Origin of the sequence: Duganella sp. Root198D2, from assembly GCF_001428585.1 — a bacterium.
In the GTDB taxonomy this organism is placed as follows: Bacteria; Pseudomonadota; Gammaproteobacteria; order Burkholderiales; family Burkholderiaceae_D; genus Rugamonas.
On the sequence record NZ_LMIC01000003.1, the window covers coordinates 46,798 to 59,954 of the forward strand.

The 13,157-nt window shown below is 65.5% G+C and carries 13 protein-coding genes; 4 read left to right on the forward strand and 9 right to left on the reverse strand.

All coding sequences use genetic code 11. The features are described from left to right. The first annotated feature begins 82 nt into the window (after nt 1-82). Entirely contained in the window at nt 83-976 is an 894-nt protein-coding gene (pepA, locus tag ASE26_RS05270) for a flocculation-associated PEP-CTERM protein PepA (RefSeq protein ID WP_055926949.1), read from the forward strand. Between the two features lie 40 nt (nt 977-1,016). Here the strand turns inward: pepA and ASE26_RS05275 are convergent, their stop codons facing one another. The 9 genes from ASE26_RS05275 to ASE26_RS05315 all read right to left on the reverse strand — a co-directional run bounded on the left by ASE26_RS05275 (nt 1,017) and on the right by ASE26_RS05315 (nt 8,911). Beyond that, nucleotides 1,017-1,811, reverse strand: a complete 795-nt coding sequence (locus tag ASE26_RS05275; protein ID WP_055926948.1) for an SDR family oxidoreductase — start codon at nt 1,809-1,811, stop codon at nt 1,017-1,019. Beyond that, nucleotides 1,798-3,423 carry a GMC oxidoreductase gene (locus ASE26_RS05280; protein WP_057245718.1) on the reverse strand — a complete coding sequence of 542 codons (1,626 nt, stop codon included), beginning with the start codon at nt 3,421-3,423 and terminating at the stop codon, nt 1,798-1,800. Before ASE26_RS05280 ends, ASE26_RS05275 begins: the two co-directional genes overlap by 14 nt. A gap of 12 nt (nt 3,424-3,435) precedes the next feature. Continuing rightward, on the reverse strand, nt 3,436-4,284 hold the full coding sequence (locus ASE26_RS05285) for a lytic transglycosylase domain-containing protein (protein ID WP_055926943.1): 849 nt from the start codon (nt 4,282-4,284) through the stop codon (nt 3,436-3,438). Nucleotides 4,285-4,347: 63 nt separating this feature from the next. Further along, nucleotides 4,348-5,442: a nucleotidyltransferase family protein gene (locus ASE26_RS05290; protein WP_229207078.1), complete on the reverse strand. Its 1,095-nt coding sequence runs from the start codon at nt 5,440-5,442 to the stop codon at nt 4,348-4,350. Between the two features lies 1 nt (nt 5,443). After that, nucleotides 5,444-6,358 carry an HprK-related kinase A gene (locus tag ASE26_RS05295; RefSeq protein ID WP_200960794.1) on the reverse strand — a complete coding sequence of 305 codons (915 nt, stop codon included), beginning with the start codon at nt 6,356-6,358 and terminating at the stop codon, nt 5,444-5,446. After that, nucleotides 6,352-6,585, reverse strand: a complete 234-nt coding sequence (locus ASE26_RS05300) for an HPr-rel-A system PqqD family peptide chaperone (RefSeq protein ID WP_055926940.1) — start codon at nt 6,583-6,585, stop codon at nt 6,352-6,354. Before ASE26_RS05300 ends, ASE26_RS05295 begins: the two co-directional genes overlap by 7 nt. After that, entirely contained in the window at nt 6,585-7,223 is a 639-nt protein-coding gene (locus tag ASE26_RS05305) for a hypothetical protein (protein ID WP_055926939.1), read from the reverse strand. The genes ASE26_RS05300 and ASE26_RS05305 overlap by 1 nt, the downstream gene beginning before the upstream one ends. Before the next feature lie 220 nt (nt 7,224-7,443). Further along, complete coding sequence (locus ASE26_RS05310) at nt 7,444-8,073, reverse strand: XrtA/PEP-CTERM system exopolysaccharide export protein (RefSeq protein WP_055926937.1); 630 nt, start codon at nt 8,071-8,073, stop codon at nt 7,444-7,446. 64 nt (nt 8,074-8,137) lie between these two features. Then, entirely contained in the window at nt 8,138-8,911 is a 774-nt protein-coding gene (locus ASE26_RS05315; RefSeq protein WP_055926935.1) for a serine protease, read from the reverse strand. A 190-nt stretch (nt 8,912-9,101) separates the two neighbouring features. On the opposite strand from ASE26_RS05315, the gene ASE26_RS05320 reads away from it, so the two are divergent. Genes ASE26_RS05320 through ASE26_RS05330 form a run of 3 tightly spaced genes read left to right on the forward strand, consistent with a single transcriptional unit; the run spans nt 9,102 to nt 13,144 of the window. Next, on the forward strand, nt 9,102-10,628 hold the full coding sequence (locus ASE26_RS05320) for an XrtA system polysaccharide chain length determinant (RefSeq protein WP_055926933.1): 1,527 nt from the start codon (nt 9,102-9,104) through the stop codon (nt 10,626-10,628). 28 nt (nt 10,629-10,656) lie between these two features. Beyond that, entirely contained in the window at nt 10,657-11,595 is a 939-nt protein-coding gene (locus ASE26_RS05325) for an XrtA-associated tyrosine autokinase (protein ID WP_055926931.1), read from the forward strand. Then, a complete protein-coding gene (locus ASE26_RS05330) occupies nt 11,588-13,144 on the forward strand; it encodes a TIGR03016 family PEP-CTERM system-associated outer membrane protein (protein WP_055926929.1) in 1,557 nt (518 codons plus the stop codon). Before ASE26_RS05325 ends, ASE26_RS05330 begins: the two co-directional genes overlap by 8 nt. Nucleotides 13,145-13,157: the final 13 nt, after the last annotated feature.

A 13,157-nucleotide genomic window follows, 5' to 3' on the forward strand; every position in this document is an offset into this window, starting at 1 on the left:
TTGCTCATAGGAGTATGTGCCCGCTGCGAGGCCGGAGAGCAGCAAAAGGTCAAAACAGCCCCTTAACTCAGGAGTCAAAACAATGAAGATTTTCCGCAAACTGCTCCCGCTCGCTACTGCAGCCAGCCTGCTGTTCGCTGCTGGTGCAGCCCAGGCAGATGTGATCACCCCATTCACCATCAAGGACGGCACCAATGTCCTGGCGACCAATGTCAATTCGCTGGACTGGGCTGAAACCGGCAGCGGCCTGGCCAAGGGCATCGGCCCCTTCGGTTCCCCGCTGCAAGTTGGCTCCACTTTCGAATTCCTGTACCAGGCCACCCTGGTCGGCAAGGCTGGCGGCACCGGCAGCCCATCGCTGGGCGGCCGCCTGGACGGCGAAGCGAACGGTTCGGCTGACGGCCTGTTCGAGATCACCATCGCTGCCCGCATGACCGAAGTCGTGTCCAGCGTCGTGCCAGGCCCAGGCGGCACCGCCACCGCCAACTTCAACCTGGCGCCAGGCCAGAACCAGGTCGCGATCTACTTCGATACCAACCAGAACGCCAATACCGCGACTGGCGTCGGCTTCGACGACGGCATCATGATCGCCCTGTTGACCATCGATTCCAACTCGTCCGTGTTCCAGCTGCTGGCACCGAATAACGGCCAGGGTTCCGCCCGCCTGCACGCAGGCCTGCTGTCGCCGACCGACTTCATCGACGCCAACTACCTGGAAGGCGTGACCAGCCTGCTGTTCGGCATCGACTTCCAGTCGAGCCTGAACTATCCGGCTGACACCTCGACCACCACCGGCTTCCACCGCAACGGTTCGAGCAACAACGGCGACCCGTTCGGCACCGAAGTGGTGGCCCGCAACGACATCCTGTTCAAGGTTGATGGCTCGAACCGCTTCACCCGCGTGCCGGAACCAGGCACCATGCTGTTGATGGGCATTGGCCTGCTGGGTCTGGCTCGCCTGCGTCGCCGCGCCTAAGCCGCGATGCTTCCGGGAACCGCGCTTCGGCGCGGTTTTTTTATTGTGGCGGCTTGAACATCTTGCCCACTTCGCGGATCACCATGCTGTGCGGGAACAGGCCGGCGAAGAAGCGCTGCTTGTACGTGCCCTTGATCGAGGCTACCACCGGGTCGCCCTTGGCCAGGCCCGCCAGCGAAGCTTTCACTACTTCGGCCGTGCTGCCGCGCGTGGCCAGGGCGCTGGCGTAAGCGCCGGCCTTGGCGTCGAATTCGGTGTCGGTGGGTCCCGGCACCAGGGTCTGCACCAGGATGCCGCGCTCCTTCCATTCGCCGTGCAGGGCCTGGCTGAAGCTTTGCACGAAGGCCTTCGAGGCGGCGTACACCGCCATGTACGGCACCGGCTGGTAGCTGGCCTGCGACGAGACATTGATCACCGCGCTGCCCGCATGCGATGCCAGGTCGGGCAGGAAGTGGTAGCACATTTCCACCATGGCGCTGTTGTTGACCTCGATCATGTCGCGGTAGTCATTGAGCTCCCAGTGTTCGAGGCGGTTCCAGCGCCCCATGCCGGCGATATTGCACAGCAGGCGGATGCGGATGCCAACCGCGTCGAGGCGCTCCTTGACATGGGCCACCGCGCCTGGTTTGGCGAGGTCGACGCGTACCACTTCGGCCCTGGCGCCCAGCTCCTGCTCGACGCGCTGCGCCAGTTCCTGCAGGCGTTCTGCGCGCCGTCCCACCAGCACCACGTTGACGCCGTTGCGCGCCAGTTCGCGCGCGAATTCGGCGCCGATGCCGCCCGAGGCGCCCGTTACCAGCGCCCAGTGGCCGCGCAAATCTTCAAGCTTGATCATCGTAGATTCCTTTTCCCGTCAGGTGGCGCGCCACGCGCAGGGCGTTGGCGGCAATCGTCAGGCTGGGATTGGTCCCGCCGCTGGACGGGAAGAAGGAGCCATCCACCACGTACAGGTTGGACAGGCCGTGGGCGCGGTTGTTGGCATCGAGCACGCTGCTGCGCGCATCGCTGCCGAAGCGGCAGGTGCCGCAGACGTGGGCAATGCGCTGGTTATTGCCGGCCTGTTTCACCAGGTCAAAGGCGTAAGGCCTGAGCGCGTCCTTCATCAGCCGGCGCATGGCATCGATGCGTGCCGCAGCATGCGGACGTACGCGGTACTCGAGTGCCAGCCGGGCATCGCCGCTGGCTGGCGTGACGCGGTTGTCGGCATACGGCAAGTCTTCCAGCGTGGTGGCCAGCACCAGGCGCTCGTGCACGAATTGCCTGAGGATGGGCTTCATTACCGGCTGCGCCAGCTTGAACAGGGGCGCCAGCCAGGGCAGGGCGCCTTGCCGGATATCGTCTTCCATCGACGCCGCCAGCACCGGCACCGGCGGCAGGCGGCCGAAGGATTGGACCGAGCCGAGCTTCTGGCCGTCGCGCTGGTAGAAATCATTAAAGCCGAATTCCTTTTGGCGGTTGTCGAAACCGGCCGGCGTTTTCGGCTTGATCACGTACAGGTCGATGTGGTGGCGCATCAGGTTGCGCCCCACCAGGCCGGAAGAGTTAGCCAGGCCTTTTGGCCAGTACGGGGAGGCCGACTGTAGCAGCAGGCGTGGCGTTTCCAGCGCGCCGGCAGCCAGGAACACCCGCTTGCTGCGCAAGGTCAGGCGCTGGCCGCGCTGCTCGCATACCACGCCCGTCACGGCCTCGTGCGTGGCTTCCAGCTGCACCACTTCACATTCATCCATCAGCGTGGCGCCATGCTGCGACAGGGCCGGCTCCAGGCAGACGCGGCTGGCGTCGTTCTTGCACCGGCGGTCGCACAGGTAGCCCTGGCAGGCGTCGCAGCCGTCGACAAATTCGCAGGCCAGCGGCAGGCGGTAGGGGTGCAGCGCGCGCTGCGCAAAGAACGCGAACAGTTCGCCGGCCGCGGGCGTCAGCGCCGGCGGCGCGCGGAAGTGCGCGGCCCAGTCGCCCAGTCGCTCATGGCGCAGCGGGTCCGGCGTACCGCGCACGCGGAACAGTCGCTCTGCTTCCTCGTAATGCGGCAGCAGCGCCTGGTAGGCGATTGGCCAGGATTCCGGCAAGTCGGCGTCTGCCGCCTCCGGATGCTGGGCGCGCGGCGCGAAATCAGAAGGAAAAAAACGCTCCAGCACCATGCCGTACAGGGCACTGGAACCGCCGGTGCCGCTGCCGATGAAGGGCACGAAATGCTGGATGCGCGGGCCGGCGTTGGTGCGGATGGTATCGCTGTAGCGGCCGGCGCGCTGCAGCGTGGCGCGGTGCTGCGGGCCCGGCGCGGCCGGCGCGGCAAAATGCGTTTCGGCGTAACTGTTGGTCAGCGCGCCCGGCTGCAGATGGGACTTGCCTTTTTCAAGGAACAGCACGCGCTGCCCGGCCTTTGCCAGCGCATAGCCAAGCGGCGCGCCGCCCATGCCGGTGCCGATGATGATCGCGTCCCATTCCATCGGGCAAGCATATCATCGGCGTGCGCGAATTGCTATGCGGTGCACGCAGCGTTCCGGTGCTGCTGCCGTAACGGGATGGCTGGATTTGCCGTACAGTTTCCCGATGCGCCGTACGTAGGCGCGCGTTTCATCGTAGGGCGGCACGCCGCCATACTGGTCGACCGCCTGCTCGCCGGCATTGTAGGCGGCCGTGGCCAGCGTGACGTCGCCGCTGTAGCGCGCCAGCAGCCAGCGCAGGTAAGCCAGGCCGCCGCGCAGGTTCTGCTCAGGATTGAAGGCGTCGAGCACGCAAAAACGCGAGGCGGTGGCGGGGATCAGCTGCATCAGGCCGCGCGCATCCCTGGGCGAGACGGCGCTGTGGTTGAACCCGGACTCGACGGCGATGACGGCCAGCGCCAGGGCCGGCTCGATTTCATATTCCGGCGCCAGCTTGTCGACCAGGGCCCGCAATTGCGGCGTGGCGGCGCGGTAGTCTGGGGTGGGCAAGGCGAGGTCGAGTTCTAGCGCGGGCTCGGGCGCCATGCAGGCCGGCAACGCGGCGCCGGGGGCCGCCGGCAGCAGCGCCTGCATGCGCGTGCCTGCCGCGTATCCTTGCCCGGCCGCCAGGCCGAACAGGCGCCAGGCCATGCCGTCGTCGTGCGCCACGCCGCGTGCGTTGGCATACATCCAGCCCAGCGCGTACTGGGCCTCGGGGGCGCCAAGCCGGGCGGCGCGGCAGTACAGCGCCGCTGCCTGTTCCAGGTCGCGCGCCACGCCTTCGCCGTGTTCCAGGCGCTGGGCTTGTTCATACAGGGTGGCGGCATTCTGCGCGCAGGCAGCATGGGCCAGCAGGCTGGCCGCCACGATGGCAGGGAGTCGCATGCATGCTCCGTGCAAAGCAATGTCCCAGCAATTGTAGCGGGAGCGCGCTGGCAGTTGCTGCTGTTATGCGGCCGCACCCTGCGAATTTTTGGGTGTCAAAAATGCTTTATGGAACAGGTGGCGCGCCAGGCGCAGCGGCGGCATGCGCAGCCAGTTGCCGCGCATATACAGCAGGAAGTCGGCGACTGCGGCGCCGGCGCCGCGGCAGCTCGGGTGGTGCGGCAGCAGTGCGCGCGTGAACAGTGCATCCATCACGGCCAGCAGGAGCGGCGGCGGGCCGTCGGCCGCCATGGCCGCCAGCGCGGCCGGCGGTACCCGGGTGCCCAGCAGCAGGGCGCTGTAGCGCAGGCCGTAAAACATGAAGCGCTGCAGCTGGTGCTGGCGCGCGCGCGCCGGCAGCGCTTCCCAGAAGCCGGGCTCGTGTTCAGCGAAATGCGTGAGCAGGCAATGCAGGTCCCACAGGTCGCGCAAGCCCTTGTCGAACTCGCCGTCGGCAAACAGGTGGGTGGCGCTGTGCAGCACCATGTCGAGCGGCGCCAGGACGGCCGTGTCCGGCGCTGCGCCAGCGCCCGCCAGCGTTCGCGCCGCCGCGCGCAACAGGCGCGCATCGGGGCGCTGGGCCGCCGTGCGCGGCAGGATGGTGTGGTGGACGTCGATGGCGGTCCGGCGCAGGACATGCATCATCGGCGGCAGCTCGTGCATCCATTCGCGGTAATAGCGCTGGTCGTAATGGTCGTGGTGGGTGCCGACCCAGCCGTGGCGCATCAGGGCCGCTTCCACCTGCGCCAGGCTGTCTTCCGGCACCAGGATATCGATGTCGGAAAACAGGCGGCCGGCAGCCGGCGGCAGGCTGGCGGCGGCATAGGCGCCGCCTTTCAGCAGCAGCAGCGGCAGGCCGAGGCCGGCCAGCGCCTTGCCGATCAGGCGGATTTCCCAGTAGGTGGCCTGGCGGTGGCGGCGCGCCATCACGGCGGCCCACGACAGTTGCTCGCGCGCCTGCGGCAAGGCTTGCGCCAGCATGCCGTGCTGGTCCAGCCAATGGTGCAGGGTGGCGCTCAGGTTGGCATGCGCGGCCTGGCGCAGCAGCAGGTCCCAGCCGGCCGGCGGCAGGCCGGCCAGCTGCTGCGGCGCGCGCAAGGCGCGCAACAGGAGCGGCACGTCAGCTTTCATTGAGGCGGGCGAAGGTGTCCAGGGCTTCATCCAGCGCACTATAGCGGAAGCGGAAGCCGGCTGCCTGCTCGATCAGGCGGCCCAGGGCGTGGAAGCCGGGCGCCCCCAGCACGCTGTAGTTGAAGCTGTTGCCGGCCAGTTCCATGAAGGTGGCGGCGCGCGCCAGCGGTTCCAGCGTGGTGGCGGCGCCGGCGCTGTAATGGGGGAACACGATCCAGGCCGGCGGCGCGCAGTCGGCGGCGCGCAGGACGGCGTCGCCCGGCGCGCGCATATGGGCTACCGTGCCCTTGCTGGTGTCGCGCACCGGCGTGCTCAGCACCGCATCCGGCAGGTAGGCGCGGATGATGCCGATCGAGGCGTTCTTCAGGCTGATCGGGCGCGGGTTGGGCACCAGCAGGCCGGTGTCGAGTTCGAGCAGGGTCAGCTCGTCGGACAGCAGGCGCCAGCCGCCCTTGCCGCACAGGGCGGCCGTCAGGGTGCTCTTGCCGGAGCCGGGCGGGGCCGGCAGGATGACGGCGCGGCCATGGCGTTCCAGCACCGCGGCATGCACGATCAGGTAGCGGTGGGCACGGCTCGAGACACACCAGTTCAAGCCCCACTCGAACATGGGAAAGGCGTGCTGCAAGGGCATCGGCTGGAACATTTCATAGCCGTCGCAATGCAGGCGCACCTGCGGGCGCAGCCAGCGGCGCGCCGAACGGGGGCGCCGCAATTGCAGGTGGAAGTCGGCGAAATCGCTGTCCTGCAGCAGCGGGTAGTCGCCATACAACTGGCCGATGCCGGCCGCCACGCTGGGCATGTCGGCCTGCAGCCGCACCGTGAAACGGCCGGTACGCAGGCGCAAGCCGTCACCGGCCAGGCGCGCCTGCAGCGCGGCAGGCGCCAGCGAGGCCACGCTCAGCATGGTTCCACCAGGTAGAGTTTGCCCAGGTCGGCACAGGCCAGCTGAAGCTCGGCATCGTGCCACTCGTCGGGCCCGAGTTCGCCGTCGCGCAAGGCTTGCAGCAAGCCCAGGGTCTGCTCATCCAGCAGGTGGGTGGCGCCGGACACTTCGTTGTAGAGCACGACCTGGCCGTCCCAGCTGCGGTGCAGCAGGGACTGGCCCGGCACCAGTTGCCACTGCTGCGGCATCAAGCCATGGTACCCGACAGGTAGTCGACCACTTGCTTGGCATCCCACTTCACGCCGGCGGTCGGGCTGAAGTAGCCGGTATTGCGCAGCTCATTCCAGATGTTCTGCAGCATCGGCACGCTCTGGAAGCCAGACTTGCCATCGAGTACGTTCAGGTAGGCCGCCACCAGGTGGGCGCCCAGCTTGTCGGTGTCGAAGGTGGCCCCGCTGCCGAGGATAAAGTCGAGGGTACAGCTGTCCGAACCGTAGGTGCTGTTCATCTCCAGGGTGCAGGTGAACACGCTGCGGAACTTATCGGTTGGCAAAGCGCCAGCCGGCCAGACCTTGTCCGGCAGCGGCGCCGGTGTCGGCTTCTTGCCGCCGCCCTTGCCGTTGCCTTGGCCGCCGCTGCTGTCGACCGGATCGGTATTTTTCCAATACCCCGGCGAGCGGCCGGCACAGGCGCCCGGATCGTTGGGGCGTGCGCTGACCAGGCCCGACTGGAAGCCCGACGGTCCGGCGCATACCACCGCTGCCATGCCGGGCTGGCTGTGCAGGGTCAGCAGCACGCCGGATGCTGCGGCACCGGCGCGGGTGAAGCGGCGGCGCGCAGCGCCTTTAGCGCTCAGTTGCTTGCCTGGCTGTTGTTCGTTGGCCACGTCGTCGTCCTTGCGAATTGAGATGGGCAGCTCGGCTGCCCGTGATGCTTAGTGAATAAGCAAGTACCGTTCCAGATACGAGTTTCACCTAAGGAATAGCTGGAAAATCAGCTGCTTAGCTGCGTCAACGGGGGCGCAGCAGGCCCCCGTTGGCTAATGATATCTTGAACTGTAAGAATTCTCGACACCTGCAGGAAACTATCGAATTGGTACTTCCAGTTTAGAAGAAGCTCTCCGGCACCACCAGGATATCGCCCGGCCGCATCGGCACATTGGCGGAAATATCGCCATCCTTGATCAGGTCGTTCAAGCGCACGTTGAATTGCTGCTGTTTGCCGTCGACCATGCGGATGATGCTGGCCTTGTTGCCGGCTGCAAATTCGGTGACGCCGCCGACGGCAATCATCACATCCAGGATCGACATGTCGCGGCGGTAAGGCAGCGACTGCGGCTTGGCGGCCTGGCCGATCACGCGGATCTGCTCGCCATAGGTGCCGACAAAGCCGGTGACGATGACGGTGACCACCGGCTGCTGGATGAATTTGGCCAGCGCCTTTTCAATATCGCGCGCCAGTTCGGTCGAGGTCTTGCCGCTGGCTGGCAAGTCTTCCACCAGCGGGGTGGTGATCTTGCCGTCCGGGCGCACCGGCACCACTTGCGATACTTCCGGGTTGCGCCAGACGATGATGCTCAGGTTGTCGCCCGGGCCGATCAGGTAATCGGTCTGCGGCACGACGCCGGCATCGGCCGGGGCGCCGCTGTGGGACGTGGCGCAGCCGCCCAGGCCCAGTGCACCCAGGATCACGGCGCTCGCGGCAAGCACGCGGGCCAGCTTGGTTTGTGTATTCACATTATTCTCCTTGTTTGCTTTTTAGCATTGCCTGTTATACCACGAGTCTTGCCATTTTATCTTGCTATTTTTGTGCGCCGCCCTGCTGCAGCAGTTCCAGCACATGGCGCACCGGGATGGCGTAGCTGATGCCGCTGGGGGCGGTGATCGCACTTTCCTTGGTGCCCTTGACCAGGGTCATATTGATCACGGCCACCACGCTGCCGGTTTCCGGATCATACACGGGGCTGCCGCTATTGCTGGGGTAGGCTGTACCGTCGAGCTGGTAAATCGTGAACGGCGCGCCACGCTGCAGCTGCAGCACGGCGCGCGGGTTGAGGCCGCGCGAAGTCGGCGTCGGCAGGATGGCCGGCGTCTGCGCCGCCAGCAGGGCGCGGTGGGTGACCGGGTTCAGGCCCAGCAGGATGCCCAGCGGGTAGCCGGTAAAGGCCAGCTCATTGCCTTCCTCCAGCATCTCGCTGCTGCCCAGGGCCAGCGCCGGCAGCGGCGCGCCAGCCAGGCGCAAGTGCACCAGGTCGTGCACGCGGTCGATGGTGACCACGCTGGCTTCGCGGAACTGCAGCTGGTCGCCCTTGCCGGTGACGATGCCCAGGGTTTCCAGCTTTTCCGAATCGAGCGCTGTCACCGCGTGGGCGTTGGTGATCACCGACAGTCCATCGCCCACCACAAAGCCGGTGGCATGGAATACGATGGCGGGACTGCGGGTGCGGTTGAAGGTGCCGATGCCGACCACGCTGGGCTTGACCGCAGCGATGGTGCGCGTCAGCGGCGCCGCCGCGGCCAGCGGGCCGGCGCAGCCCAGGCAGGCCGCCAGGAAAAGTGAAATCAGCTTAGCCATGCAGCCTCCAAAGTGGTGAATTTCCATGTGGAAATGTTAAATTCTTTTCGTCAGCAGTGCGCAACAGACATAAATTAATAGTAACAGCCAGCGCGTTCTGCTGTATGATAGAGATTAGATGTTATTTAGGCAATATTAGATGTAGGCATTTGCGACAGTTTGCCTGCCTAACCAGGGATGAGTGATCGAGATGGCAGAAATTTTGGCATTGCTGTTGACCTTTCTTAAAGCAATCGGGAAATACCGCTGGTATGCCGTTGCCATTGCCTGGCTGGTGGCCCTGGTCGGCTGGGCCGTGGTATACCGCCTGCCCAGCGATTACCAGGCCTCGGCCCGGGTCTACGTCGATACCCAGAGCATCCTCAAGCCGCTGATGGCGGGCATGACCACCACCCCCAACGTGGAGCAGCAGGTGATGTTCATGCGCCGCACCCTGATCAGCCGCCCCAATGTGGAGCGCGTGCTGCGCATGGTCGACCTGGACATCAAGGCCAAGGACAGCAAGGAGAAAGAAAAGCAGGTCGACGAACTGATGACGGCGATCAAGGTCACCGGCACCGAGCGCGACGACATCTACACCATCTCCTACAACAACGAGAATCCCAAGCTGGGCAAGGAAGTGGTGCAGGCGCTGCTGACCATCTTCGTCGAAGGCTCGTTCGGCGGCAAGAAGCAGGACTCGGAAAAGGCCGTGCAATTCATCGACGACCAGATCAAGATGTATGAAGAGCGCCTGGCGGCCGGCGAAAATTCGCTGAAGGAATTCAAGATCCGCCATATGGGGCTGCTGCCGCGCCAGGGCACCGACTATTCGAGCAACCTGGGCGACCTGTCGGAAAAGCTGAACCAGGCGCGCCTGGAATTGCTGGAAGCGGAACAGGCGCGCAATGCCATCAAGCGCCAGATCGCCGGGGAAGACATGGCGCCGGCGGCCGATGCGACCAATATCGCCAACCCGGAAATCGACGGCCGCATCTCGACGCTGGAAAAGCAGCTCGACGGCCTGCGCATGCAGTACACCGAAGAGCATCCGGACATCATTTCCGCCAAGCGCCTGATTGCCAACCTGCAGCAGCGCAAGAAGGAAGAGGCGAAGAAGGCCGCCAAGAGCGGCGACCCGGGCGCCGGCTACAGCCCGATGCTGCAGCAGATGAACGTGGCGCTGTCAGTGGAAGAAGCGCGCGTGGCGTCGCTCAAGGCCCGCGTCGGCGAATATTCGTCGCGCATGGAGCGCATGCGCTCGCAGAGCACGGCAGCGCCGGAAGTGGAGGCGCAACTGGCCCAGCTCAACCGCGACTACGCGATCAACAAGGAAAATTATGAAAAGCTGGTGCAGCGCCGTGAATCGGCCAAGCTGTCCGGCGACCTCAGTTCGGCCACGGACATGATGAGCTTCCGGGTGATCGACCCGCCGATCGTGCCGCAAACCCCGGTCGGCCCGAACCGCGCGCGCTACTATTCGATCGTCTTCGTGGCCTCCCTGCTGTCCGGCCTGGGCAGTGCGTTCCTGATGAGCCAAGTCCGGCCGACCTTCCTCAGCCAGCACAGCTTGCGCGAAGTGACCGGCGTGCCGATCCTCGGCACCATCGGCATGAACTGGACCGAGCAGCAGCGCTCGTCGCGCCGGCGCCGGGTGTATGTCTTTGGCTTGGCCGTGGCCTCGCTGCTGACCGCGTTTGGCGGTGTCCTCACCATTACCTTGCTGCGCGCCGCCTGAGCTGCGCAACACCCAGGGAGTCCATCAAGTGAGCATTATTGAAAAAGCCGCCAATCGCCTCGGACAAGCGCGTCCTGCCGACGCCACTGCCGAGGCCACCATTCCCCAGGCACCGGCCGCGGCTCCGGTAGCCGAAGCAGCATTTGCGGCCGCAGCTGCTGCGGCTGCCGCCCCCGCGGCGCCTTCGCCCGTGGTACCGACGCTGGCCACCCTGCAGCCGCACGGCGACGCCAGCCGCCGCACCACCCATGTGGTGGAACTGGACCTGATGCGCATGCATGAATCCGGCCTGGTGACGGCCGCCGGCGGCCGCACCGCCCTGGTGGAAGACTTCCGCATCATCAAGCGCCCGCTGATCAAGCGCGCTTTCGCCGCCCGCAAGCCGGGCGACAACCCGGGCAACCTGATCATGATTACCAGTTCGCTGCCGGGCGAAGGCAAGACTTTCTGCGCCATCAACCTGGCCATGAGCATTGCCATGGAACTGGACCATACCGTGCTGCTGGTCGACGCCGACGTGGCGCGTCCATCGGTGCTGCGCACGCTCGGCCTGCCGGCCCAGCGCGGCCTGATGGACATCCTGCTGGACGACAATGTCGACATGGCCGACGTCATGCTGCGCACCAACGTCAATACGCTGTCGATCCTGCCGGCCGGCACCAGCTCGCCGCGGGCGACCGAGCTGCTGGCGTCGCACATGATGAAAAACCTGGTGAACGAGATCGCGAACCGCTACCCGGACCGTATCGTGATCTTCGATTCGCCGCCGCTGCTGCTGACGTCCGAATCGCATGTGCTGGCCTCGAATATGGGCCAGATCGTCATGGTGGTGGAGTCGGAACGCACCACCCAGCATGCGGTCAAGGAGTCGCTGCGCCAGCTGGAAGGCTTGAGCAACGTCAACCTGATCTACAACAAGTCGCGTGAATTCCCGGGTACCGAAACCTATGATTATCACTATGGCTAAGCGCCATGGGCTGGCCCTGCTGCCGCTGGCAGCAGGCCTGGCACTGGCCTTTCCGGCGCATGCCGCGTGGGATTTCACGCCCAGCGCCGCGGCGCGCGCCACGTATTCCGATAACGTCGGCCTGCAGACGGATGAGCGGGCCGAGAGCGGCTGGGTGCTGCAGCTCACGCCAGGCTTCCAGTTGCTCAACCATTCACAGCGCTTCGACTTCAGCCTCGACTATTCGCTGAACCTGTACGAATATGCCGGCGCGCGCCGCAATGGCGCCCAGCGCCACAACCAGAACCTGAATGGCTTGCTCAAGTCGCGCCTGCTGGACGACTTGCTGTACCTCGACGCCCAGGCCGGCATCCACCAGCAAGCCACCTCGGCCTTTGGCCCGCAGCAAGCCGGCAACGATTATGTGAGCACCAACCGCACCGAGGTGCGCACCTACCGCATCAGCCCCTACCTGGTGCACCGCTTCGGCGCGTTTGCCAACGGCCAGTTGCGCTACACGCGCGACTCGGTCAGCACCGACAACGCCGGCATGCGCCGCAGCGATGGCGACACCATCAGCGCCCAGCTGACCAGTGGGCCGACGTTCCGCCGTTTTGGCTGGGATGCCACGGCGTCGCGCTCGGTGTTCGACGAGCAGTTGCCGGTTGCCGGCGGCGGCGAGCGCCAGCAAAGCACCAGTTCCAAGGCCGCCAACGTCAACCTGCGCTACGCGGCCACGCCCCAGCTCAATCTCGGCATGTACGGCGGTTACGACAGTTTTGATTTCAGCAGCGTAGGCGGCGCCCAGTCCGGCGCGGCCTATGGCGGTTCGCTGCAATGGACGCCGTCCGCGCGCACCTCGCTGCAGGCCACCGCCGGCCACCGCTTCTATGGCCCCAGCTACAGCCTGGCGCTGCAGCACCGCAGCCGCGGCACCGTGTGGAACATCAGCTACAGCGATTCCGTCAGTTCGACCCGCAGCCAGTTCGTGCTGCCGCAGGCGATCGATACCGCTGCCATGCTGGACAACCTGTTCCGCGCCCAGGTGCCGGACGCACTGCTGCGCGCTGCCGTGGTACAGGCCTATATCCAGTCGGCCGGGTTGCCGCGTTCGCTGGCCACCAGCGTCAACTTCCTGAGCAACCGCTATTCGCTGAACAAGCAGCTGAACGCCGGCATGGCATGGCAGCTGGCGCGCACCACGACAACGGTCAGCATGTTCAAGAACAAGCGCCAAATGCTGTCGAGCCAACAGGTCGACAGCGTGCTGCTGGGCAGCTCGCTGGCCACCCTGAACGACAATACCGAGCAGATCGGCGCCATGGCCAGCATCAGTTACCGGCCCGGGGCGCAAACCGTGGCAACCCTGATCGGCAATGCCATGAATGTCAAATCGTTGAGCGATGCGCGCGGCAGCAACCATCGCGACGTGCGCCTCAACCTGTCGCGCACGTATACCCAGCGTACCACCGGCATGGTGGAGCTGCGCCACGTGCGCGGTTCGCTCGGGCTGGGCGGCCAGAAATACACGGAAAATGCCGTGTCCGCGACATTGACAACGAGATTCTAAGCATCAAGGCCTT